The following is a 24,634-nucleotide window of genomic DNA, read 5'->3' on the forward strand; positions in this document are numbered from 1 at the left end:
AGTTGTAAGTTTACGCCACTCCCCCATGATTCCGCTTGGCTTCAGCCCGTCCCGGTGATGCGCCGCCAAACGTTCATAATGTCGTTGAAATTGACGAAAACGACCAACATCATCAGCACCGCCAGGCCGACCTGGAATCCCATCTGCTGCATGCGTTCGCTCGCCGGTTTCCGACGCACGGCTTCGTAGCCGTAGAACAAAAGATGGCCGCCATCGAGGACCGGAATCGGCAGCAGGTTCAGGAAGCCGATGTTCGCTGAAATGAACGCGATCCAGCGGAGCATGGGCTCCCATCCGAGTTCCGCAACCTTTGCCGTCACTTCCGCCATCATGATGGGGCCGCCCATCTGCTCGGCCGACTGCCGGCGCGTGACGATGTCCCAAAGGCCGGCAATCGTCTGGCTGATGTTGCCGTAGGTTTCACCCACTCCGAGCAAAATCGCCTGCGGAATGCCGACGTCGACGGTCCGAACCTTGTCGGCCGACATCGTGCGCTGGATGCCGATCAGCCCGCGGCGGAAGGTGCGGCCAAATGCATCACGCTGTTCGTCCACATTCGGTGTCGCGTTGAGCGTCAGCTTTTCGCCGTTGCGCTCGATCGTGAACGCCAGCGGCTCGCCGGCGCTCGAACCGACAATGCGCTGCAGATCCTCGAATTTCTCGATTGCCGTGTTGTTGATCGCGACGACCTGGTCGCCGGGCTGGAATCCGGCCTGAGCGGCCGGCGAATTGGGCACAACGCCGTCGACGAGGGCGGGCAGCACGCGGACGCCGACTGTCATGTTCAGCGCCGCATACAGCACTGTCGCCAAGAGGAAATTCGCAATCGGACCGGCGGCGACGACGGCCGCGCGCGACGAAACGGGTTTGGAATGGAAAGCGCCCGCACGCTCGGACGCGGTCAAGCCCTTGGTGGACGAGCCCTGCGAGGACGCGTTGTCGTCGTCGATGAACTTGACGTAGCCGCCGAGCGGGATCCAAGCAAACCGCCAGCGCGTGCCGTGCTTGTCGTAAAAGCCATAGATTTCAGGCCCGAAGCCGATCGAAAAGGCTTTGACCGTCACGCCGCACCAGCGCGCCACAAGGAAATGGCCAAGCTCGTGAATGAACACGACCAGCGTCAGCACGAGCAGGAACATGATGCCGTACTGCCAGATCCACGTGGCCAGAGTCGCCAGGAAGTCCATTGAGTCCCAATCCTTCAGGGGTGCCGCAGGAATCGAATCGCGGCGCGCAGTCAGCCAAGTTTAGGTGTTTAATAGCGATTGAGGGCGTCTTCTGCCAGTCGGCGCGCCCGTTCATCGATTGAAAGAATATCATCGAGACACTGCGCCGCTGAAATGGCGCCCTGCCGCTCGGCCGCGTCCAGGGTCTCTTCGACGAGCTTCGCGATCTCCAGGAACTTGATTCTCCGATTGAGAAATGCCTGGACGCCGATTTCGTTCGCGGCGTTGAGAACTGCGGGCGCGGTGTCGCCGCGCCGGAGCGCCGCGCGCGCCACCCGGAGCGCCGGGAACCGCGTCTCGTCGGGGGCTTCAAATGTCAGCGATCCAAGCCGCGCGAGGTCCAGGCGCTCGGTTGGCGCGGACATTCGTCCGGGCCAGGCCAGCGCCACGGCGATGGGCGTGCGCATGTCTGGGGCCGCCAGCTGCGCCAGCACCGATCCGTCGACGTAGCTGACAAGGCAATGGACGACCGACTGCGGATGCACGACGCAATCGAGCGCATCGACGGAAACCGGAAAGAGATGAAACGCCTCGATCAGCTCGAGGCCCTTGTTCATGAGGGTGGCGCTGTCGATCGTGATCTTGGCGCCCATCGACCAGTTCGGATGCTTGAGCGCCTGCTCCGGCGTCGCGTTTTCCAGAGCTTCACGCGTCCACGTGCGGAAGGGGCCGCCTGACGCGGTCAGCACGATCTTTTCGATCGATCCGGGCTCTGCGCCGGTCAGCGCCTGGAAGGCGGCGGAATGTTCGCTGTCGACGGGGAGAAGCTCGGCGCCGCTGCGTTTGATCTCGGCGGTGAAAACGTGCCCGGCGGAGACGAGGCATTCCTTGTTGGCGAGCGCAACGCGCTTTCCGCAAGACGCCGCCGCAAACGTCGGGCGCAATCCAGCCGCGCCGACGATGGCCGCCATGACGCAGTCGGCGGGCATCAGTGCGGCTTCGACGAGCGCGTCGGCGCCGCCAGCGGTGCGGATGCCGGTGCCCGCCAGCTCGTCGCGAAGCTGGGGCAGGTATTTCTCGTCACCGATAACGGCGAGCTTGGCGCGATGCAGACGCGCGAGAGCCGCAAGCGCCGGCGCGTTCGACTGCGCCGTCAACGCGACGACTTCAAAGCGCTCGGGCGCGCGGGCGACGAGATCGAGCGTGCTGGTGCCGACCGAACCGGTCGCACCGAGGACCGTCAGGCGGCAAGGCCGCGACGCGTGCGGCCACTCGATTTCCACCGGCGACGCCGCTTTCACCTCATTGTTCGGAACGCTTGCCGTTACTGCCATGTGCATCACGATCCATAAAGAAGCGCCCGCGCGGGCGCATAGGCATCGATCGCGAATGCGACGATGGCAGCAATGACGCTGGCAGTGACGATACCATCCATGCGGTCCATGACACCGCCGTGGCCGGGAATCAGATTGCTGCTGTCTTTCACGCCAAAATGGCGTTTCAAAGCCGATTCCGCCAAATCACCGCCCTGTGCGACGAGCCCCAGAACGAGCCCAAGGCCCGCGAGCCACGAAGCCGATCCCGTGCCGGACACCCACGCAAATAGCCCGCCTGCGAGCGAAGCCGCAAGCACGCCACCAAGGAGACCCGACCACGTTTTGTTGGGCGATACCGCAGGCCAAAGCTTCGGCCCGCCGATGGTCCGGCCGCTCGCATAGGCGCCGATATCCGTCACGATGACGCTTAGAAGCACGAACAGCGTCGCCGAAAATCCGAGCGGCTCGTCGCCCCTGATCCAGCCCAGCGCGACGACAGGCAAGCCGGTATAGAGAACGCCCGCGCCCGAGAGCTGCGCATTGCCGACGCCAAACGTCAATGCGCCCACCGCGATCGCTCCGATAACGGTCGATGCGATGGCGAGACCCGCCATGTCGGACGCGCTTAGCAAAACCGCGAGCAGCACCGCAAAAACGTGCACGATCATCGCCGGGTCGGTCAGTGTCGCTCCGCGCACCATCCGGCCCCATTCCCAGCTCATCGCGGCTGCGATGACGAGCATCAGGATCGTGAACAGCGACGGGCTCCAATACGTCATCGCGAGCGCTATGGCGCCGATGACAATCCCGGAGGCGATGCGTTTCGAAAGCTCGGGTGGCAGAGAGGCGACTCTGTCCAGAAGCTTGCGCGAGGTGTCGTCAGGCTTGCCGGCGGCCATCGGAAAGCCTCACGCGGTCGAGCGTTGCGTCAAGCCGCCGAAACGGCGCTCGCGGGACCGGAATTCGTGGATCGCGCCCTCGAACGCGGCCTTGTCGAAATCGGGCCAATAGCAGTCGAGAAAAACGAATTCGGAATAGGCCGTCTGCCACAGCAGGAAATTCGACAGCCGCATTTCGCCGGAGGTCCGGATCAGAAGATCGGGATCGGGAATGCCGGACGTGTCGAGCGCGTTGGCCATGCGTTCAACCGTAATGGCCGACGGATCGAGCGTGCCTGCGGCGACCTCGGCGGCGAGCTTGCGCGCCGCGCCCGCGATCTCGCTCCGCGAACCGTAGTTGAACGCGATCACGAGGGTCAGCCTGTCATTGCCCTTCGTCAGCGCGACGGCATCGTCGATCAGCTTCGTCAACTCGCTGTCGACATGCTGGCGCTGGCCGATGACGCGGATGCAGACGCCGGCCTCGTGCAGTTCCACGAGGTCGCGCCGGATGAAGCGTTTCATCAGCCCCATCAGGTCGTCGACCTCATCGGCCGGGCGCTTCCAGTTTTCCGACGAAAAGCTGAAGATGGTCAGATACGTGATGTTGAGTTCGATCGCCGTGCGCACGGCGCGCCTGACGGCCTCGACGCCCTGGCGATGTCCGAGCGTGCGCGGAAGCCCCCGCTCCTTCGCCCAGCGCCCGTTGCCGTCCATGATGATCGCGACATGCCGCGGCGGCGCGAGAGCGCGCGTCTGATCATCGGAAAGCTTAGCTGCTGGCGCCACTCTGGCATGGCCTCTGTAATGAAGCGCCGGACGGCGCACAAAAAGATCGAAGAGCCCTGAGGCTCCCTCACCCCGACCGCCTATACTTTCTGGATTTCAGCCTCTTTCGTGACGAGCGTCGAGTCGACCTCCTTGATGATCCGGTCTGTCAGCTCCTGGACCTTCTCGGAATGGCCGCGATGATCGTCCTGACTCATCTTGCCGTCTTTTTCGAGCTTTTTCAAAAGATCCATGGCTTCGCGACGGACGTTACGAACCGCAACTTTCGATTGCTCGGCATATTTGTGAGCGAGCTTGACGAGTTCCTGGCGGCGATCGGCGGTCAGGGACGGAATCGGCAGGCGCAGGATCTGCCCGTCCATGATCGGGTTGAGCCCGAGGTTGGCCTCGCGGATGCCCTTGTCGACCGCTGTCACGTTGCTGCGGTCCCAGACCTGGACCGAGATCATGCGCGGCTCCGGCACGGAAACGGTCGCGACCTGATTGAGCGGCATTCTGGATCCGTAGACCATGACTTGGACGGGATCGAGCAGGTTGGCGCTGGCGCGTCCGGTCCGCAGTCCGGAAAATTCCCGCTTCAGTGCGTCGAGCGAGGCGCGCATGCGCTTTTCGACTTCGTTGATATCGTGTGTAGCCAAAGACATGCGTTATCCTCCCAACGGACACGGTGCGCCGCCATCGCAGCCGCGATGGCACGCGGCGCAGGGCGAAAACGCTGCCGCGGATTTCAACCGGTAGTCTCGATGATCGTCTGGCGCGCTTCGCCGCGCAGCACTTTCAAGAGGTTTCCTGGTTCGTCGATGGAAACCACAATTAGCGGAAGTCGGTTGTCTCGGGCAAGAGCAATGGCCGCTCCATCCATCACTTTGAGATCGTTAGCTAAAACTTCAGCATAGCTCAGACGGTCGTAGCGCTTGGCGTCCGGGTGTTTCTTCGGGTCGGCCGAGTAGACGCCATCAACCTGCGTCGCCTTCAGAACGGCGTCACAATTCATCTCGATGGCGCGCAGGACGGCAGCCGTGTCGGTCGTGAAGAAGGGATTGCCGGTGCCGGCCGCGAACAGCACGACCTGAGATTTCGCGAGATAGCTCAACGATTTCGGGCGAACGTAGCTTTCGCAGACCGTCGGCATCGGTATGGCGGAGAGTACGCGCGCGGGGACGCCCTTGTGATCGAGCGCGTTCTGGAACGCCAGCGCGTTCATGACGGTCGCGAGCATGCCCATATAATCGGCCGTCGCCCGGTCCATGCCTTTCGCAGCACCCGAAAGGCCGCGAAAGATATTCCCGCCACCGATGACAACCGCGATCTGAGCCCCGGCCGCCGTCGCCTCGGCGATGTCGCCAGCCAGCCGGTCGGCGACCGACATATCGATGCCGTAGGGCTGCTTGCCCATCAGGGCTTCGCCGGAAAGCTTCAACAGCAGCCGCTTGTATTTGAGATCAGATCCGCGCGCCGCCATCGCCACCTACTCCCGTCGATCTGCATAAAAAACCGGCCGAACGCGTGGCTCGGCCGGTTGATACCTAACGCGCGAACGCGATTCCGCCTAGCCGCCGCTCGCGAGCTTGCGGACTTCCTCGCCGAAGTCCTCTTCCTTCTTATCGATGCCTTCGCCCAGCGCGTAGCGGATGTAGCCCGCGACCTTGATCGGCGCGCCGGCGCGGCTTTCGGCTTCCTTCACGGCCTGAGCGACCGTCTTTGTCGTGTCGTGGATGTACTGCTGCTCGAGCAGGCAGTTCTCCTTGGCGAAGGCTTTGATGCCGCCGGCGACGATCTTCTCGAGCATCTCAGGCTTCTTGCCCTGGTTCTTCTCGGCCAGGATCGCCTTTTCGCGCTCGATCACGTCAGCAGGAACGGAGGCGATGTCGAGAGCAAGCGGGCTTGCTGCCGCGACGTGCATCGCAAGCTGGCGTCCGATCTCAAACAGCGTCGGCTCGTCGCCGGCGCTTTCGAGCGCGACCAGCACGCCGATCTTGCCGAGGCCGTCGGCGACGCGGCTATGAACGTAGTCGGCGACGACGCCTTCCTTGACGGCGATCGCGGACGTGCGGCGCAGCGTCATGTTCTCGCCGATGGTCGCAACGGCTTCCTGCAGCTGGACTTCGACGTTGTTCTTCGAGCCCGGATAGGTCGCAGCCAGGAGCGCCTTGAGATCGCCCTTCGCGGCGGGCGCGAGCGAGGCGATGTCACGGACGATGGTCTGGAACTGCTCGTTGCGCGCAACGAAGTCGGTTTCCGAGTTGACCTCGACGACCGCGCCTTCGCGGCCCTTCGCAACGATGCCGATGAGACCGTCGGCGGCGATGCGTCCCGACTTCTTCGCGGCTTTCGAAAGACCCTTCTTGCGCAGCCAGTCGACGGCGGCTTCGATATCGCCGCCGGTTTCGGTCAGCGCCGTCTTGCAATCCATCATGCCTGCGCCGGTCATGTCGCGCAGCTTCTTCACATCTGCTGCGGTGATCGTCGTCATCCTGTCACCCATTAGGTTCGAGGCGCCGAAAGGCGCCTCTGTTGTCCTGATTCACAAGTTCAACCCCGTGTGAGGGCGCGAAATCCGCGCCCTTATACGGCGGCTGCTTCCACGAGCTTCTTAGCCTGCGCAACCCAATCTTCTTTGACGACCTGCCCCTTGAGCTTCAGCTGCCGGTCGAGCGCCGCCGTATAATCGGCATCGAGGTCGGCGAGCTGCCAGAAGTGGTAGACGCCAGCGTCGTTGAGGCGCTGCTCGAGCTTCGGCGTGATGCCGGTGATGCGCTTGAGATCGTCGGCTTCGCCACGCGGCGCTTCAATGCCCTTGAACGTGACCTTCGGCAGATCCTCGGCCGGCGGAGCTTCGGAAGCACCGATATCGATACCGGAGGAGCCCTGAGCGCGCTCGATGCCGTCGAGGGCGGCGCGCGCCATCAGATCGCAATAGAGCGTGATCGCGCGGCCAGCGTCGTCGTTGCCCGGAACCGGATAGTCGATGCCGTCGGGATCGCAGTTCGTGTCGACGATCGCAACGATCGGGATGTTGAGCTTGCGCGCTTCCTGGATCGCGATCGATTCCTTGTTGGTATCGATGACGACGAGGAGATCGGGCGTGCCGCCCATGTCCTTGATGCCGCCGAGCGACTGGTTGAGCTTGTCGCGCTCACGCGTCAGGTTCAGCACTTCCTTCTTGGTGCGGCCCTGCGGGTCGGCAAGAATGTCGTCGAGCTGACGCAGACGGCGGATCGACTGCGAAACCGTCTTCCAGTTGGTCAGCGTGCCGCCGAGCCAGCGGTGATTGATGAAGTACTGCGCGCTGCGCTTTGCAGCTTCGGCGATGCCGTCGGATGCCTGACGCTTCGTCGCGACGAACAGAACGCGACCGCCACCGGCGACGGTATCGGAAACCTTGAGCAGCGCCTGGTGCAGCATCGGCACCGTCTGCGTCAGGTCGAGAATGTGGATTTTGTTGCGCGACCCATAGATGAACGGCGCCATCTTGGGGTTCCAGCGGTGAGCCTGGTGGCCGAAATGAACGCCAGCTTCCAAAAGCTGACGCATATTGAAGGCAGGAAGTGCCATCGAATAGGATCCTTTTTCCGGTTAGACCTCCGCAAGACTGAGAAGAGATCAGCAAGCCTTTTCATGGGCTTACGTTTCTCCACCGGAGCGCGATGCGGGGCTTTTCATCCGCATGGCACATGGTCTCGCGTGTGAGATGGCGGCTGTATACGGGGGTTTTTCCGGAAGTGCAACCCACGCGTGCCGCCCAAAAGCGCGGCATTCGGCACGCTTCAAGTTGCCTATAACGCCACTGCTCGGACGCCGGGCAAAAGAAAAACGGCACGCTGTCCGCCGAGCTCAAGCGCTCAGGCCGCCGCGTGCCGTTGTCTGGGATTGCAAATCGCCAGCCGGACGGCACGGCGATCGACTGGACTTAAATCTTTCGTCCAGGAAAATGACGCTCGCGATTACTTACACTTGGCGTCGAGAGCCGTCATGCCTTCGTCCATGGCTTTGGCTTCCGGCGTTTCGTCGGCTGCGTCCTGACCGGCATCCCATGCGTTCTCGAAATCGTCGCCAAGCACTTTGAAATACCCGTCGATCTCGTCGCCGGCGGCTTCGGCTTTCTTCTGGTCGTCACCGACTTCGTCCATTTTTTTCGACATGGCGCAGTAGGCTTTGACTTTCGCCGGGTCGGCCGCCGCCGCATCCAGTGTCGACTTAATGTCCGCAGCACTCATTTTGGCGGGCGCGGGCGCGTTTTTCGCGTCCTGCGCATGAGCGGCAGGAACGATCAGCAGAGCGGCGATAACGGCAGCATAAAGTTTTGACATGATGTTCCCTCGTTTCGGCTGGGCTGGCGCGGGCGACCCTTGCGCCTAAACTATGTCAGAAGAAGGCTGCGTCTTGCAGACAGCCTTCTCCTGACAAACAGACTGGCTTAGCGCCAGGCGCAGTGGCGGTGACCGTGGCGATAGCGGCAGACCCACTTCTTCTTGTGCCACGAGTGACGCTTGACGCCGCGCTTTTTGTATTGGCCGTGACGGCGATAATCGACCTGCTCAGCAGCGGAGCTGCTGTTGTGCGTGCTGATGCCGTTCAGGCTGGAACTGGCAACACCGGCGCTCGCCATGCTTGCGCCACCGAGCGTCAGAGCGGCGAAGGCCGCAGCTGCGATCAGACTCTTTTTCATCGAAGGCTCCTATCTAGCATATGACGCGTCTCCGCACGTCCAGACCCTAAACGTGCGAATGATCAAAAAGCCGTCGTCGCTAACAAGATTATTCTGCGGAGCAAGGTGCGCCGTGCGCGTGCGCGCAACCAGAAGTTCGGACGCCGACTCTACGCCTCGATGACTTCCACCACGATCGGCAGCGCCGCGATGCGACCGGCCTCCAACGGCGAAACGTCGTAGCGTCCAGGTAGAATCAAATCCACTTCGCAACCACGATCCAACAATGGAAGCACGATGCGCACTTCACCGCCGCGATGCGTCGGCTTCAGACGGCTGCTGATTTCCGCGAGACGCGCGCCGTTGGCTCCCGCGCATTCGCGCTGATCGAGAACGACGCGCAGATTGCGTGCAACACCCGCGGCCGCCTTATCGAGCGCTTCAATCGATTGCACGCGCATTTTCAGCGTATCGCCATCGCGCTCGGCTTCGACTGAAACGATGACCGGCGTTCCGGGCTCGAGGAGTTCGCGGCAAACCGCGAGCGTGTCGGAAAAGATCACGGCCTCGAACTGTCCCGTCGCATCGGAGAACGATGCGAACGCGAACTTATTGCCCTTCTGCGAGCGCCGTTCGCGCGCTGCGATGACGACGCCTGCCAAACGTCCGGCTGTCGCGCCGCGCTCGGTCAGCACTTCGAACTCGGTGAATTTTCGGACGCCGAGCTTTGACAGCACATGATCGTACTGATCGAGCGGATGGCCCGAGAGATAAAATCCGATGGCCTCGAACTCGGCGGCCAAGCGCTCCATCGGCGTCCAGCCTTCCGCCGAGCGCAACACGAGTTCAGCTGCCTTGCCGCCAGAGCCGAAGAGATCGGTCATACCCTGCGCTTCGTTCGCTGTGCGCCGCTGTGCCGACGCGAGGATCGTATCGGCGTTGGCTGCGACGCGCGCGCGATCGTTATTGAACGCATCGAACGCACCGCCTTTCGCCAGCGTTTCGATGGCGCGCTTGTTGAGCGCTTTTGCATCGACCCGCTCCGCGAAATCGGCGAGCGACTTGAATGCGCCCTTCTCGTTACGTTCGTTGACGATCGTTTCGACGGCGCCCGCGCCGATGTTCTTCAACGCGGCCAGCGAATAGCGGATAGCGCCGTGCTTCGCGCCTTCCGCCGCCGGCTCGACACCGAAATCGACGGCCGATTGATTGACGCACGGCGGCAGCATGCGAATTCCGGATTTGCGCGCTTCCGACGCAAACATCGCGAGCTTGTCCGTGTTGCCCATATCGAGCGTCATGGACGCCGCAAAGAATTCCTCGCGGAAGTTCGCCTTCAAATAGGCCGTGTGATAGCTGACGAGCGCATAGGCCGCCGCGTGCGATTTGTTGAAGCCGTAGCCAGCGAACTTGTCGACGAGTTCGAAGATGTATTTCGCTTCTTCTTTCTTCACGCCTTTGGCGACGGCGCCCTCGACGAAGCGCGCCTGCTGCTTCGCCATTTCGGCTTTGTCTTTTTTACCCATCGCGCGGCGAAGCATGTCGGCCTGTCCGAGCGTATAGCCGCCCATCACCTGCGCGATCTGAATGACCTGCTCCTGGTAGATGATGACGCCGTAGGTTTCCTTCAGAATGCCTTGGAGCATGTCGTGCAGGTAATCGACGGGCTCCTCGCCGTGCTTGCGATTGATGTAGGTCGGGATGTTGTCCATCGGACCCGGCCGGTAGAGCGCGACCATGGCGATGATGTCTTCGAAGCGGTCGGGCTTCAGCCGCTTCAAGCTTTCGCGCATGCCGGTACTTTCAAGCTGGAAGACGCCAGCCGTATCGGCCTTCGCCAGCATGTCGTAGGTCGGCTTGTCGTCGAGAGGCAGGCTCGGCAGATCGACGGTGACGCCGCGCACTTGGCTGATCAGCTTGACGGCCTTTTCGAGCACGGTGAGCGTTTTGAGACCGAGGAAGTCGAACTTCACGAGGCCCGCCGCCTCGACCATCTTCCAGTTGTATTGCGTGATGGGAAAATGCGATTTCGGATCGCGATAAAGCGGCACCAGTTCTTCGAGCGGCCTGTCGCCGATCACCATGCCGGCGGCGTGCGTCGACGCGTGGCGATAGAGGCCTTCGAGCTTCTGCGCGATTTCGAGAAGGCGCGCGACGATCGGTTCGCGGTCACGCTCTTCCTGCAGCTTCGGCTCGCCCTCGATGGCTTGCGCCAGCGTGACTGGATTGGCCGGGTTGTTCGGCACAAGTTTGCATAGCCGGTCGACCTGACCGTACGGCATCTGCAGTACGCGGCCGACGTCGCGCAGCACGGCGCGCGCCTGCAGCTTTCCGTGCGTGATGATCTGCGCGACGCGATCGTCGCCGTATTTTTTCTGCACATAGTCGATGACGCGATCGCGCTTTTCCTGGCAGAAGTCGACGTCGAAGTCCGGCATCGAAATACGTTCGGGATTGAGGAAGCGCTCGAACAGCAGCCCGAATTGCAAAGGATCGAGATCGGTGATCGTCAGCGCATAGGCGACGAGCGAGCCCGCACCCGATCCGCGGCCCGGCCCGACCGGAACGCCGTTGGCTTTCGACCACTTGATGAAGTCGGCCACGATCAGGAAGTAGCCCGGAAACTTCATCTGCGTGATGACGTCGATTTCGTAGACGAGCCGCTTTTCGTAATCCTCGACCGTAAATCCCGCCGCGGGCCCGTGCGCCGCCAAACGCCGCGCGAGACCGTCCTTCGCCTGCGCTTTGAGTTCGGCAGCTTCGAGCCGGAAGTTTTCAATCTCGCTCAGACTGTCGTCGGCTTTGACGAAGCGCGGCAGGATCGGCTTGCGGCCCTCGGGCCGCGCCGTGCAGCGCATCGCGATCTCGACGGTGTTGGCGAGTGCTTCGGGCAGGTCCGCGAACAGCGACACCATCTCCGCTTCAGTCTTGAGATAATGCTCGGGACTGGCGCGACGGCGGTTGTCTTCGACGACGTAGCGGCCGTCGGCGATGCACAGCAGAACGTCGTGTGCTTCGTAGTCGCCGCGCTGCGCGAAATAGCATTCGTTCGTCGCGACGATCGGAATGCGCCGCGCGTAAGCGAGATCGAGAAGATCCGGCTCGACGTCGGCTTCCTCGGGCAGGCCGTGGCGCTGCACCTCGACGTAGAGCCGATCACCGAAAATCTTCTCGAGCGTTTTTATGCGCTCGAGTGCGAGATCGTGCTGGCCGTCGCGGAGAGCTGAATCGATCGGGCCTTGCGGTCCGCCGGTCAGCGCGATGATGCCTTCCGAAAACTCTTCGATGCGCGCGATCTTGACGTGCGCGGGCTCGTCGGCCGCGGCTTCGAAATAGAGCGCCTTCGACAGCCGCATCAGATTGGCGAAGCCGTCCGCCGTCATCGCGAGCAGCGCGATCTTGCCCGCAGGTTTGCTGCGCGGCTCGTTGCTCAGCGATCGCAACGCCGACGGCTGAGCGTCGCGGTTGTCGCCGAAGTCGACATCGAGCGAGCCGCCGGCGATCGGCTGCACGCCCGCGCCCCAAAGCTTGTCGGAGAATTCCAGCGCGCCGAAAAAGTTGTTGCTGTCGGTGAGGCCGAGCGCCGGAAGCTGCATCGCTTCGGCGAGCTTGGCGAGCTTGGCGATCGGCAGCGCGCCTTCGAGCAGCGAGTATGCCGAATGCACCTTGAGATGCACGAACTGCGGAGCTTTGGCAGGCCGAATCTGTTCCATGCTTTAGACTACGGCATCATAGCCGTTTTCGTCAGAACGCCATCCACAGCCGGGAATCCAGCGCGTTCAACGTCCGACGCTTGCCGGAGCCAGCTCGACGAGCCGCCCTTCGTGCATCTGCAGAACGCGGTCCATGCGCCGCGCCAATTCGAGGTTGTGGGTCGCGATCAGCGCCGCGACGCCCTGATGGCGAATGAGGTCGATCAGTTCGCGGAACACGTATTCGGACGTGTGAGGATCGAGGTTGCCGGTCGGCTCGTCGGCCAGCAAAAGCTTGGGCGAATTCGCAAGTCCTCGGCAAATCGCGGCGCGCTGCTGTTCGCCGCCGGAAAGCTCCGCCGGACGATGGTTGGCGCGCTCGCCGAGGCCGAGGCCGCTGAGCAGGGCCAACGCTCGGGCTTCGGCAGCCTTGCGGGCGCGGCCGAGAATGAGCTGCGGCAGCACGACGTTTTCAAGCGCCGAGAATTCCGGCAGCAACTGATGAAACTGATAGACGAAACCGATTTCCTTGCGCCGCAGCCGCGTTCGTTCGCCTTCCGAAAGCGTTGCGCAGTCGCGGCCGTTCAGGAAGACGCGGCCGCTCGTCGGAGATTCGAGCAGTCCCGTGATGTGCAGCAGCGTCGACTTGCCCGCGCCGGACGGTCCAACGAGGGCGACGGCCTGGCCCGGCCATAACACGGCATCGACACCCTTCAGGACCACGATCTCGCGCTCGCCCTGGCGGAACGATCGCGTTACGCCCTCGAGCTGCAAGATCGGCGAAAAAGTTGTACCGGCGGGCGATGTCTCCATGAGCGTCACTCGTACCGCAGCGCTTCGACGGGGTCGAGCCTTGAAGCCCGCCACGACGGATAGAGCGTTGCAATGACCGACAGGACGAGCGCCATGATGACGATGCCGCCGGTCTCGTGCGGATCGATGTCGGCAGGCAGCTTCGTCAGATAGTAGACGCTCGGATCGAAGACGGTCGTGCCTGTGACCCAGGACGCGAAATTCTTGATGCTGTCGATGTTCCAGCAAAAGACGACGCCGAGCAGCAGCCCCGCCAGCGTGCCGACGATACCGATCGAGGCTCCGGTGATCAGGAAGACACGCATCACCGCGCCTTTCGTGGCCCCCATCGTGCGCAGAATGGCGATGTCGCGGCCTTTGTCTTTCACCAACATCATCAGGCCGGAGATGATGTTCAGCGCCGCGACCAGCACGATCAGCGACAGGATGATGAACATCACGTTGCGCTCGACGGAAAGCACGTTGAAGAACGTCTCGTTACGCTGCCGCCAGTCGGCGACGGCGATCGAGGGGCCACCCGCCTGCAGAATGTCGGTGCGGAATTTGTCGACGTTTTCAGGATCGTTGACGATCACCTCGACGACGTCGACCTCGCCGCCCTTCGAGAAATATTTCTGCGCTTCCTTGAGCGGCATGAAGATCATCATGCGATCGTATTCGCTCATGCCGAGCTCGAAGATCGACGTGATCTGATAGGGCTTCGATCTCGGCGCTGTTCCGAACGGCGTCGCCGCACCGCGTGGCGAGACGAGCGTGATGCTGTCGCCGAGGCCGACGTGCAGCTGGTTCGCCAGTCGCACGCCGATCGCGATTCCGGTTTGCTCGTCGAAGCCGTCGAGCGTCCCTGCGCGGATATTTCCTGAAACGAGTTTCAGAGCCTTGAGATCGCTTTCGCGCACGCCGCGCACGAGACCGCCCAAGGCCTGCGAGCTTGACGACACCATCACCTGGCCTTCGATGACCGGCATAGCGACTTGCACGCCGGGCACCCGCGCGATCTTGTCTGCCATCTGCTCGTAATCGTCGAAGCGCTCACCGAGCTTTTGCACGATCACGTGGCCGTTGAGGCCCATGATTTTGGAGAACAGGTCGTGGCGGAAGCCGTTCATCACGGCCATGACGATAATGAGCGTTGCGACGCCCAGCATGATGCCGAGAAACGAGAATCCGGCGATGACCGAGATGAAGCCTTCCTTGCGGCGGGCGCGCAAATAGCGTCCGGCGATCATCCATTCGAACGACGAAAAGGGCTTGGTATCCCGGACGGCCGTCGTCATTGCCCCTCGCTCCGTCTTCCCCGTGAAGCGCGCCGCATCGCACCCCCATGTGTCTGAGTTAAGGCATGGGGTGAGTTGCGGCTGCGCGATTCCCTAAGGGTTTTTAATAGGCTCGGGCGATTAAGACATACTCCTTCGCGGGTTCTCCCGTGAAAAGACACTTGCCCACCGCCTGTTCCTGGCCCAGCGGGGCATTCCGGATGGTCAATTTCAGGGCTTTCAGGCGATCCGCGATCGCGTCCAGGCTATCGCCCTCGGGCCGCGACCAGGGAACGCGCGCCCAGCCCTTGAAGGCGCCGCCTTCATCGTCGCCCTCCGCCGGGCCGAAATAGGCGGCCAGATCCTCGAACGAATTGAGGTTCGTGATGATGTTGCCGTCGAGCCGCGCCTTGGCTTCGGCATAGAGCGCCTGTTGGATTTCCTTCAGCAGCGCCGGAGCCTGACTGACGAAATCTGCGCGGGGCAAGGTCTGCGAGATGACCTTGTCGCCGTCGCGCAGCTTATCGCGACGCATGAACGTGACGTTGCCACCGCTCGCGTCGCGGCCGCCGATTTCGACGATGACCGGCGCGCCGCGGCGTACCCAGTTCCAGCGCTTCTCGGCGGACTTCACCGCCTTCGCATCGACGAGCGTGCGAATGCCGGCGGCCTTCAAATCTTTTTCGAGCGCCGCGCAGTATTCGATGAGCGCGGCGTCTTCCGGCTTCTCGCGCAGCATTGGCACGATGACGATCTGGCGCGGCGCGATCGCGGGCGGCAAACGCAGGCCATCGTCGTCGCCGTGGGTCATGATCACGCCGCCGATGAGACGGGTTGAAACACCCCAGCTCGTCGTATGGCAATAAGTGAGCTTGCCGTCGGCGTTCTGGAACTGAATGTTCTGCGCTTCCGCGAAATGCGTTCCGAGATAATGCGAGGTGCCGGCCTGCAGCGCCTTGCCATCCTGCATCATCGCTTCGATCGAATAGGTGTTGTCGGCGCCGGGGAAGCGCTCGTTCGCCGGCTTTTCGCCCGCGATCACGGGCATCGCGAGGACATCCTCAGCGAACGTGCGATAGACTTCGAGCATCTTCAGCGTTTCGGCGACGGCGTCATCCTTGTCCGCGTGCGCGGTATGGCCTTCCTGCCAGAGGAATTCCGCCGTGCGCAGGAAAAGACGCGTGCGCATTTCCCAGCGCACTACGTTCGCCCACTGGTTCACGAGCAGCGGCAGGTCGCGATAGCTTTTGATCCAGCGCTGAAACGCGTCGCCGATGATCGTCTCGGATGTCGGACGAACGATCAGCGGCTCTTCGAGTTTCGCATCGGGATCGACGACGAGCTTGCCGCCCTCGTTCTTCAGCCGGTGATGCGTGACGACCGCCATTTCCTTGGCGAAGCCTTCGACGTGCTCGGCTTCCTTGGCGATGAAGCTCATCGGAATGAAGAGCGGGAAGTAACAATTGTCGTGGCCGGTATCCTTGATGCGCGCATCGAGTTCGGCCTGCAGGCGCTCCCACACGCCCCAGCCCCACGGCTTGATGATCATGCAGCCGCGCACCGGGCTCGTCTCGGCCATGTCGCCGTCGCGGACGATCGCCTGATACCAGTCGGGGAAGTTCTCTTCACGGCTGACGGACAGGGCACGCTTGCTCATTCAATAGGCTCGCTTTTTTGGGGCTCGGCCGGGTGTCGTGCCCGGCCAGTATCGGTCATCGGCGATAGCGGATTGCGCCGCTTCTGGCAATGCGAAGGCAAGGAACGCGTGCGTGGCCCCGGTCCAGGAATTTACCGAGGCCGCGGATCGTGCCCGAGACTTCCGCAGTGGATCAGTTGGCGGGCTCGCGCCCCAGCACCACGCCGAAAAAGCCCGCGATCGCATCGAAGTTGGCGATGACCACGTAGACGACCGCGAACGCGACGATCGCCACCAGCGTATTCACCAGAAACAGCTTCCAGATGTTGATGCGGGACGGGGCGCTTTCAGGCGTGCCGGGCACGACCTCTCCCGCCTCGTCCTGCGTCTTGGCGAAGAACGGAAGAACGCCAAAGAGCGTAATGAACCAGAGGCAGAAAAAGATGGCTATCGCGATCGACGTTCGCATCAGTCGGCCCTTGCCTGCCTTTCGCCTTTCGGCGGCTCAGTCTTATACCTGCTCAAGCTCGACGAGCGTGCCGCAGAAATCCTTCGGATGCAGGAACAGCACGGGCTTCCCATGCGCGCCGATCTTCGGATTGCCGTCGCCGAGGACACGCGCACCTTGCGACTTCAGCTGATCGCGGGCCGCCGTGATATCCTCGACCTCGTAGCACACGTGATGGATACCGCCATCCGGTGCCTTCTCGAGGAACTTCGCGATCGGTGAATTTTCGCCGAGCGGCTCGAGCAGTTCGATTTTCGTATTCGGCAGCTCGATGAAGATAACGGTCACGCCGTGCTCGGGTTGCTTGAGCGGCGGGCCGACCTTGGCGCCGAGGGCGTTTTTATAAACCGATGCAGCCTTTTCGAGATCTTTGACCGCGATGGCGACATGGTTCAAACGTCCGATCATGCGTCGTTCTCCAGAATGGTGAATTTCGGGCGGCACCTGTCAGGCGCGGCTAGCCCCTAGCTTCCACCACGGAGAGCAGCACTTTGACAACCGGCTTCTTGCCCCAGGCTTCGTTAATGGCGGCGCGAACGGCCTTTTGAACGGCCTCCTGCACCATCGAGAGATCGCTACGCCGCTTCGGCGGGATCGACCGGAACGTCCCGTCGATGGCGTCGAACACGACTTCCCGCATCGAGTCGCCGTCGGCATCGGCCGCCGGGATGCCTTCGAGAACGAGCCCGGGCTCGCCGAGCACGTCGCCGCGCCGCGACAGCACCAGCGATACGACCGCGATGCCGACGAACGACAGCTTGCGACGCGCCTTCACCGGCCCTTCGACATCGGGAACGATCAGGTTGCCGTCGCGATAGAGCCGTCCGACGGGTGCTTCGTCGATGACGCCCGCCTGCCCCGGCCAGAGCTTCAGAATTTCGCCGTCGACGATCGTGAACGTCTCGCTGACGCCGCAGGCGCGCGCGAGCTTCGCATGCTCGCGCAAGTGGCGGGCTTCGCCATGCATGGGCACGGCCAGCTTCGGCCGCAGCCACGCGTACATGTCCTTCAACTCCTCGCGTCGCGGATGTCCCGTGACGTGAACGAGCGCGTCAGTATCGGTGATCAGGTCGACGCCGATGCGTGCCAGCGCGTTCTGAACTTTCGAGACGGCTTTCTCGTTGCCGGGAATGGTGCGCGAGGAAAAGATCACGAGATCGCCCTTGTCGAGGGAGATGTCGGGATGCGCCTCCTCGGCGATGCGCGCGACGGCCGCGCGGCTCTCGCCCTGGCTGCCGGTGCACAGCACGAGCGTCTTGTTGCGCGGCAGATCGGAAAAGCGCTGCTGATCGAGATATGTGAAACTCTCAGGGAGATAGCCGGTCTCTTTCGCGACTTCGATGATGCGGTGAAGCGCGCGGCCTGCAACGACGAGCGTGCGCCCGGATTTGCGCGCCGCCTCCGCGATCGACGCAACACGCGCGACGTTCGACGCAAACAACGTCACGGCGACGCAACGCGGCGCGTCGGCGATGATTTTCATCAACGTGTGGGCGACGTCGGCTTCTGAGGCCGAGCGGCCGTCGCGCATCGCGTTCGTCGAATCTCCGACGAGGGCGAGCACGCCTTCATCGCCGAGCGATTTCAGCTTTTCCGGATCGTGCGGCTTGCCGACGACGGGCGTCGGGTCGAACTTCCAGTCGCCGGTGTGAAACACGAGCCCCGCAGGCGTTCTGATCGCGATGCCGTTCGGCTCGGGAATCGAATGCGTCAGACCGACGAACTCGATGTCGAAGACGCCGGCTTTGAAACGTCCGCCGAGCGGAACGGTGCGGATCGGAAGCGCCGCCGACCTTCCCGCCTCGCCGACTTTGGTCTTCACCATGCCCGCGGTGAACGGCGTCGCGAAAATCGGACATTCGAGCGACGGCCAGAGATCGAGCACGGCGCCGATGTGATCCTCGTGCGCGTGCGTCAGAACGAGTCCGACGAGATTCTTTCGGTCGGCCACGATGTAGCGCAGATCCGGCAGCACGACGTCGGCGCCCGGTTCCGATTCATGCGGGAACGTCACGCCGAGATCGACCATCAGCCACGAACGAGCATTCGGCGGACCGTAGCCGTAGAGATACGTATTCATGCCGATCTCACCGAGACCGCCGAGCGCCATGAACACCAGTTCGTCGGACTTGCCTTTATGCGACCGCTGCGATGACCTGTCGTATTCGCTCATGCATCCCCATTTGGCGTGTCCGCGCCGCCGAGCGCCACGTCGCCGTGATTGATCTCTCGCAGCTCGCCGCCGACCTCTGCAAGCAACGCCCCATTGTCGGCAAGCCCGCGATATGTCCCGCGAATTGGTCCGTCAATCGAATTGACGGAAATTGCTTCGCCGATCGGACCCGCCCGTTCCATCCAGGCGCGCCGGACGGCTGCGAAGTCGTCACCGTCCTTCCAGACGTCGAGCCACTGCGGGAATTGCCCGGCCAGAGCGTCGAGTAAAGTTGCAGCTACTGGCGCTTGCGCGTGCTGGCTGAGAGCGGTCGCCGCGCGGCCGAGGTCATCGGGATACGACGCGAGGTTCAAGCCAAAGCCCACGACCGCGAGGAAACCGGGGCTTCCGCGCGCAGTGGTGCTTTCGACCAGAATGCCCCCCATCTTGGCAGTCCCCATCAGAATGTCGTTCGGCCATTTGAGGCGAAGCGGGGCGTCCTGCGCAAGGTCCGTCGAGGCGCGAATGGCCTCGAAAAGCGAGATTCCCGCGATGAGTGACAATTGTCCCGCTTTTTCCATCGGCGCGGAGCAGCAGAAGGCAATGCTCGTATAGAGGTTTCCTTCCGGCGAGACCCACGAGCGACCGGCGCGGCCGCGACCCGCCGTCTGCCGGCGGGCGATCACCCAGAGCGGCAGCGCCTCGCCCTTGAGAGCGAGGCGCATGGCGTCGGCGTTGGTCGATTGCGTTTCGTCGATGTGCAGGATGCGCGGTGCGGGTTGAGCATCCATCATTGCGCTAGAGCGCGTGCGCCGGCGTCAGCACGGCTGCTGCCGCTGTCGCCGCATCGACAAGCGTTCCGCCGATGAACGGCAGGACGAACAGAACGATGAAAGCCGCCGAGAGAATCATGACCGCGGAGATCTTGCCCTCACGCGGCTGGAAGGCCTCGGCGCTGTCGTCGAAGAACATGATCTTGACGATGCGCAGATAGTAGAACGCGCCGACGACGCTGGTCACGACGCCGATGACGGCCAGCGGATAAAGGCCCGCTTTGATGGCGGCGAGGAAGACGTACCACTTCGCCCAGAAGCCCGCGAGCGGCGGAATTCCGGCGAGCGAGAACATCAGGATTCCAAGGATCGACGCGTAGGTCAGGTCCGTTTTCGCGAGGCCTGCGAGATCGGAGATATTCTCGACGTTCTCGCCCTTGCGGCGCATCGCGAGCACGCAGGCGAAGGCGCCGAGCGTCATCGCAACGTAGATGGCGAGATACAGCAGCACGCCCGCCGTGCCTTCGGTGTTGTTGGCCGCGAGGCCGACGAGCGCAAACCCGATATGGCCGATCGCGGAGTACGCGAACAGGCGCTTGATGTTCGTCTGGCCGATCGCGGCGAAGGCGCCGAGCGCCATCGAGGCAATCGAGAGGAAGATGATGATCTGCTGCCATTGTCCCGGCACGCCGGGCATGGCGGCCTGGGTGAAGCGCACGACCATGGCGATCGCGGCGACCTTGGCAGCGCTCGCGAGGAACACCGTCACCGGCGTCGGCGCGCCCTGGTAGACGTCCGGCGTCCACATGTGGAACGGCACCGACGAAATCTTGAACGCAAGCCCGACGAGCACGAAGACGAGACCAAACGTCAGACCGATGTTTGCTGCCATCTCGGGAAGCTGCGTCGCCGCCGCGATGGCGCCATAGCCGGTCGCGCCGGTAACGCCGTAAAGCAACGAAGCACCATAGAGAAAGAGGCCCGACGCGAGCGCGCTCAGAACGAAATACTTGAGACCGGCTTCGCTCGATCGCACGTTGTCGCGCTTGAAGGCGGTGATGACGTAGAGCGAAAGGTTCTGCAGTTCGAGCCCGAGATAGAGCGTGATCAGATCGTTCGCCGACACCATCAGCATCATGCCGAGCGCGGCGAGCAGAACGAGCACCGGATATTCGAACACCAGCAGCTTGGCGCGGGCAAAGCTGTCGAAGGTCAGAATGAGCGCCACGATCGCGGCGACCAGGATCATGATCTTGAAGAAGCGCGTCAGCGGATCCGATACGAATGCACCCTCGAACGCCTGCGAAACGCCGGTCTGCTGAAACAGCGCGACGATCGCCGCGCCGAGCACGCCGATGGTAAGCCAGCCGATGAAGCGGCCGGTCTTCTCGCCTTCAGGGCTGAAGACGCCGAGCATCAGCAGCGCCAGGGCGCCGAGCGCCAGGATCAGCTCCGGCGAGATGATGTTGAGTAGCGCGCTGTCCATCGGTCAATTCCTCATGGCGCCAGGAGAGCGGCGGCCGTGTTCTGGGCATCCTGATAGTTCTGGACGAGATTCTTGACCGACGCCGCCGTCACATCGAGCACGGGCGCGGGATAGAATCCGTAATAGATCGTCAGCAATATCAGCGGCGCTAGGATCGCGATCTCCCGCGGCGAGAGATCGAGAATGCTCCGGAGATTGGCTTTCTCGAGCACGCCGAAAACTACGCGCCGATAGAGATAGAGCGCGTACGCCGCCGACAGGATGATGCCGGTCGTCGCCAGGATCGCAACCCAGGTGTTGGATTTGAAGGCCGCCATCAGCGTCAGGAATTCGCCGATGAAGCCGCTGGTGCCGGGCAGTCCGACGTTGGCCATCGTGAAAATCATGAACGCCACAGCGTATTTCGGCATTCGCTCGACTAGTCCGCCGTAGGCAGAAATTTCGCGCGTGTGCATCCGGTCGTAAATGACACCGACACACAGGAACAGCGCGGACGACACGAGGCCGTGCGACAGCATCTGGAAGATCGCGCCGTCGATGCCCTGCTGCGAGCCAGTGAAAATGCCCATCGTCACGTAGCCCATGTGGGCAACGGACGAATAGGCGATCAGCTTCTTCATGTCCTCCTGCACGAGCGCCACCAGCGACGTGTAGATGATCGCGATGATCGACAGCGAGAAGACCAGCGGCGCGAGATCGGCCGAGGCATTCGGGAACATCGGCAGCGAGAAGCGCAGGAAGCCGTAGCCACCCATTTTCAAGAGAATGCCGGCGAGAATGACGGAGCCTGCCGTCGGCGCTTCGACGTGCGCGTCGGGAAGCCAGGTGTGCACCGGCCACATCGGCATCTTCACCGCGAACGAGGCGAAGAAGGCGATCCACAGCCACCACTGCATGTCAGGCGGGAACTTGGTCTGCAGAAGCGTCGGAATGTCCGTCGTTCCCGCGTGCCAGTACATCGCCATCATCGCGAGCAGCATCAGCACAGAGCCGAGCAGCGTGTAGAGGAAGAACTTGAAGCTGGCGTAGACGCGCCGCTTGCCGCCCCAGACGCCGATGATGATGAACATCGGGATGAGGCCGCCCTCGAAGAACAGGTAGAACAGCACGAGATCGAGCGCCGAGAACACGCCGAGCATCAGCGTTTCGAGCACGAGGAACGCGATCATGTATTCCTTGACGCGGTTCTCGACCGACACCCAGCTCGCGAGGATGCAGAGCGGCATCAGGAACGTCGTCAGGATGATGAACAGCATCGAGATGCCGTCGACGCCGAGCTTGTACTTCAGCGATCCGAGCCAGGCGTGTTCCTCGACGAACTGGAAGCCCGACTGGGTTGTGTCGAAGTTCCACCAGATCAGCAGCGAAACGGCGAACGTGACCAATGTCGTCCAGAGCGCGATCCAGCGGGCGTTCTGCTTCGCTTCCGCATTCTGCACGGCGATCAGAAGCGCGCCGACGAGCGGCAGGAAGGTGATAACCGAAAGGATGTTGTTCATTTAAACACCCCGGCGAAAAGCCCGTTGTAGGTGAGCCAGGTCATGAGCGCCGCCACTCCCAGCAGCATCGCGAAAGCATAGTGGTAGAGGTATCCGGTCTGTAGGCGGACGACCCTTTCGGTGACGCGTCCGACACCGGCCGCCGTCCCGTCGATCGCGCCATCGATGATCGCGCCGTCGCCGCCCTTCCAGAGCAGGCGTCCGATCGCGAACGCCGGGCGCACGAAGATCAGATTGTACAGCTCGTCGAAGTACCACTTGTTGAGCAGGAAGAGATACAGCGGCTTGAATGCCCGTGCCGTCGCGGCGGGCAGCCAGGGCGCGCCGATGTAATAGACCCAGGCAATGCCGAAGCCGACGAGCATTGCGATGAGCGACGAGTAAGGCACCCATCCAGGCACATCATGCATTTCGTGCAGAATGTGGTTCGTCTCGGAACGGAAGAGCGCCGCGCCCCAGAACTCATTCTCGTGATGTCCGATGAAGTAGCCGGAGAACACGACGCCGGCGAAGATCGCGCCGGCCGACAACACGGCGAGCGGCAGCATCATCGTCCACGGGCTCTCGTGCGCGTGATCGTAGGTATGATGATCGGCGCGGGTCTTTCCATAGAACGTCATGAAGATGAGACGCCACGAGTAGAACGACGTCATCAGCGCGCCAACGACGAGAAGCCAGAAGGCGTAGTTATTCGGCGTCTGAGCCGCATACGCTCCTTCGATGATCGCGTCCTTGGAATAGAAGCCAGCGAAACCCGTCAGATGCGGGATGCCGACGCCGGTGATCGCCAGCGTGCCGATCAGCATGGCCGCGAACGTCCACGGGATCTTCTTGCGCAGCCCGCCCATCATCCGCATGTCCTGCTCGTGATGCATGGCGTGGATGACCGAGCCCGAGCCGAGGAACAGAAGCGCCTTGAAGAACGCGTGCGTAAAGAGGTGGAAGATCGCGACGCCGTAAGCGCCGATCCCGCAGGCGACAAACATGTAGCCAAGCTGCGAGCACGTCGAATAGGCGACGACGCGCTTGATGTCGTTCTGGACGAGGCCGACGGTCGCCGCGAAGAACGCCGTAATGGCGCCGATCAGCGTCACGAATTTCAGCGCCTCGGGCGCCAGTTCGAAAATCGGCGACAGCCGCGCGACCATGAACACGCCGGCGGTGACCATCGTCGCGGCATGGATCAGCGCCGAGACAGGCGTCGGACCTTCCATCGCGTCCGGAAGCCAGGTGTGCAGCAGGAACTGCGCCGACTTACCCATCGCACCCATGAAGAGCAGCAGCGAGAGCGTCGTCAGGATGTCGAGTTCGTATCCGGCGAAGACGAAGGTCTTGCCGACGGCGGTCGGCACGGCGGCGAACAGCGCGTCGAGATTGACCGTATTGAAGACGAAGAACAGCCCAAAGATGCCGAGCGCGAAGCCGAAGTCGCCGACGCGGTTGACGACGAACGCCTTGATGGCAGCCGCATTGGCCGACGGCTTTTTATACCAGAAGCCGATGAGCAGATACGATGCGAGGCCGACGCCTTCCCATCCGAAGAACATCTGGACGAGGTTGTTGCTCGTCACCAGCGTCAACATCGCGAACGTGAACAGCGACAGATACGCGAAGAAGCGCGGGCGCGAGTCGTCCTCGTGCATGTAGCCGATGGAATAGAGGTGCACGAGCGAGGACACGGTCGTCACGACAACGAGCATGACCGCCGTCAGCGTGTCGATCTTCAGCGCCCAGGAGGTGTCGAGTTCGCCCGACGTGATCCAGCGGAACAGCGTGACGGTGTGCGTCTCATGTCCGAGCGCGACCTGAACGAACGTGACCCATGAGAGCGCCGCCGCAATAATCAGCAGCGCCGTCGTGATGACTTCGCTCGGACGGTCTCCGATGATGCGACCGAAGAGGCCAGCGATAAGCGCGCCGGCAAGCGGCAGCAGAACAATCGTCGCGTAGATCATGCGGAAACAATCCCCCTATTCCCGTCATGCCCCTCGTTCGTGGCGAGAGCGTACGACACGTGTCGTT

21 protein-coding genes are annotated in these 24,634 nt (G+C 62.4%); all 21 read right to left on the reverse strand.

Annotated elements, in window-relative coordinates:
* Positions 1-41 precede the first annotated feature (41 nt).
* Positions 42-1,187 carry an RIP metalloprotease RseP gene (gene rseP, locus HDEN_RS09400; RefSeq protein WP_013215871.1) on the reverse strand — a complete coding sequence of 382 codons (1,146 nt, stop codon included), beginning with the start codon at positions 1,185-1,187 and terminating at the stop codon, positions 42-44.
* Positions 1,188-1,255: 68 nt separating this feature from the next.
* Positions 1,256-2,506, reverse strand: coding sequence for a 1-deoxy-D-xylulose-5-phosphate reductoisomerase (locus HDEN_RS09405; RefSeq protein ID WP_013215872.1), 1,251 nt, complete (start codon positions 2,504-2,506; stop codon positions 1,256-1,258).
* Positions 2,506-3,381, reverse strand: a complete 876-nt coding sequence (locus HDEN_RS09410) for a phosphatidate cytidylyltransferase (RefSeq protein ID WP_013215873.1) — start codon at positions 3,379-3,381, stop codon at positions 2,506-2,508. The genes HDEN_RS09405 and HDEN_RS09410 overlap by 1 nt, the downstream gene beginning before the upstream one ends.
* Positions 3,382-3,390: 9 nt before the next feature.
* A complete protein-coding gene (locus HDEN_RS09415; RefSeq protein WP_013215874.1) occupies positions 3,391-4,149 on the reverse strand; it encodes an isoprenyl transferase in 759 nt (252 codons plus the stop codon).
* An 80-nt stretch (positions 4,150-4,229) separates the two neighbouring features.
* Complete coding sequence (gene frr / locus HDEN_RS09420) at positions 4,230-4,793, reverse strand: ribosome recycling factor (protein ID WP_013215875.1); 564 nt, start codon at positions 4,791-4,793, stop codon at positions 4,230-4,232.
* An 83-nt stretch (positions 4,794-4,876) separates the two neighbouring features.
* The gene (gene pyrH, locus HDEN_RS09425) at positions 4,877-5,611 is read right to left on the reverse strand and encodes a UMP kinase (RefSeq protein WP_013215876.1); all 735 of its coding nucleotides are present in this window, start codon (positions 5,609-5,611) and stop codon (positions 4,877-4,879) included.
* A gap of 87 nt (positions 5,612-5,698) precedes the next feature.
* Positions 5,699-6,622, reverse strand: a complete 924-nt coding sequence (gene tsf, locus HDEN_RS09430) for a translation elongation factor Ts (RefSeq protein ID WP_041921626.1) — start codon at positions 6,620-6,622, stop codon at positions 5,699-5,701.
* Positions 6,623-6,714: 92 nt separating this feature from the next.
* Positions 6,715-7,704, reverse strand: a complete 990-nt coding sequence (locus HDEN_RS09435) for a 30S ribosomal protein S2 (protein WP_013215878.1) — start codon at positions 7,702-7,704, stop codon at positions 6,715-6,717.
* 389 nt (positions 7,705-8,093) lie between these two features.
* Positions 8,094-8,459: a hypothetical protein gene (locus HDEN_RS09440; RefSeq protein ID WP_013215879.1), complete on the reverse strand. Its 366-nt coding sequence runs from the start codon at positions 8,457-8,459 to the stop codon at positions 8,094-8,096.
* 107 nt (positions 8,460-8,566) lie between these two features.
* The gene (locus tag HDEN_RS09445) at positions 8,567-8,818 is read right to left on the reverse strand and encodes a hypothetical protein (RefSeq protein WP_013215880.1); all 252 of its coding nucleotides are present in this window, start codon (positions 8,816-8,818) and stop codon (positions 8,567-8,569) included.
* A 149-nt stretch (positions 8,819-8,967) separates the two neighbouring features.
* Positions 8,968-12,510: a DNA polymerase III subunit alpha gene (gene dnaE / locus HDEN_RS09450; protein WP_013215881.1), complete on the reverse strand. Its 3,543-nt coding sequence runs from the start codon at positions 12,508-12,510 to the stop codon at positions 8,968-8,970.
* 66 nt (positions 12,511-12,576) lie between these two features.
* On the reverse strand, positions 12,577-13,302 hold the full coding sequence (locus HDEN_RS09455; protein WP_013215882.1) for an ABC transporter ATP-binding protein: 726 nt from the start codon (positions 13,300-13,302) through the stop codon (positions 12,577-12,579).
* Between the two features lie 5 nt (positions 13,303-13,307).
* Positions 13,308-14,579, reverse strand: a complete 1,272-nt coding sequence (locus HDEN_RS09460) for a lipoprotein-releasing ABC transporter permease subunit (protein WP_013215883.1) — start codon at positions 14,577-14,579, stop codon at positions 13,308-13,310.
* A gap of 103 nt (positions 14,580-14,682) precedes the next feature.
* Positions 14,683-16,215: a proline--tRNA ligase gene (gene proS, locus HDEN_RS09465; RefSeq protein WP_013215884.1), complete on the reverse strand. Its 1,533-nt coding sequence runs from the start codon at positions 16,213-16,215 to the stop codon at positions 14,683-14,685.
* A gap of 172 nt (positions 16,216-16,387) precedes the next feature.
* The gene (locus HDEN_RS09470) at positions 16,388-16,663 is read right to left on the reverse strand and encodes a DUF1467 family protein (RefSeq protein WP_013215885.1); all 276 of its coding nucleotides are present in this window, start codon (positions 16,661-16,663) and stop codon (positions 16,388-16,390) included.
* A gap of 42 nt (positions 16,664-16,705) precedes the next feature.
* A complete protein-coding gene (mce, locus tag HDEN_RS09475; protein WP_013215886.1) occupies positions 16,706-17,110 on the reverse strand; it encodes a methylmalonyl-CoA epimerase in 405 nt (134 codons plus the stop codon).
* A 49-nt stretch (positions 17,111-17,159) separates the two neighbouring features.
* A complete protein-coding gene (locus HDEN_RS09480; RefSeq protein WP_013215887.1) occupies positions 17,160-18,875 on the reverse strand; it encodes a ribonuclease J in 1,716 nt (571 codons plus the stop codon).
* Positions 18,872-19,648 carry a biotin--[acetyl-CoA-carboxylase] ligase gene (locus tag HDEN_RS09485; RefSeq protein WP_013215888.1) on the reverse strand — a complete coding sequence of 259 codons (777 nt, stop codon included), beginning with the start codon at positions 19,646-19,648 and terminating at the stop codon, positions 18,872-18,874. The genes HDEN_RS09480 and HDEN_RS09485 overlap by 4 nt, the downstream gene beginning before the upstream one ends.
* A 4-nt stretch (positions 19,649-19,652) precedes the next feature.
* Positions 19,653-21,113 (reverse strand): NADH-quinone oxidoreductase subunit NuoN, encoded by a 1,461-nt coding sequence (nuoN, locus tag HDEN_RS09490; RefSeq protein WP_013215889.1) that lies wholly within the window; start codon positions 21,111-21,113, stop codon positions 19,653-19,655.
* Between the two features lie 11 nt (positions 21,114-21,124).
* Positions 21,125-22,612, reverse strand: coding sequence for an NADH-quinone oxidoreductase subunit M (locus HDEN_RS09495; RefSeq protein ID WP_013215890.1), 1,488 nt, complete (start codon positions 22,610-22,612; stop codon positions 21,125-21,127).
* A complete protein-coding gene (gene nuoL / locus HDEN_RS09500) occupies positions 22,609-24,567 on the reverse strand; it encodes an NADH-quinone oxidoreductase subunit L (RefSeq protein WP_013215891.1) in 1,959 nt (652 codons plus the stop codon). Before nuoL ends, HDEN_RS09495 begins: the two co-directional genes overlap by 4 nt.
* Positions 24,568-24,634 lie beyond the last annotated feature (67 nt).

This window comes from Hyphomicrobium denitrificans ATCC 51888, from assembly GCF_000143145.1.
Classification (GTDB): Bacteria; Pseudomonadota; Alphaproteobacteria; order Rhizobiales; family Hyphomicrobiaceae; genus Hyphomicrobium_B; species Hyphomicrobium_B denitrificans.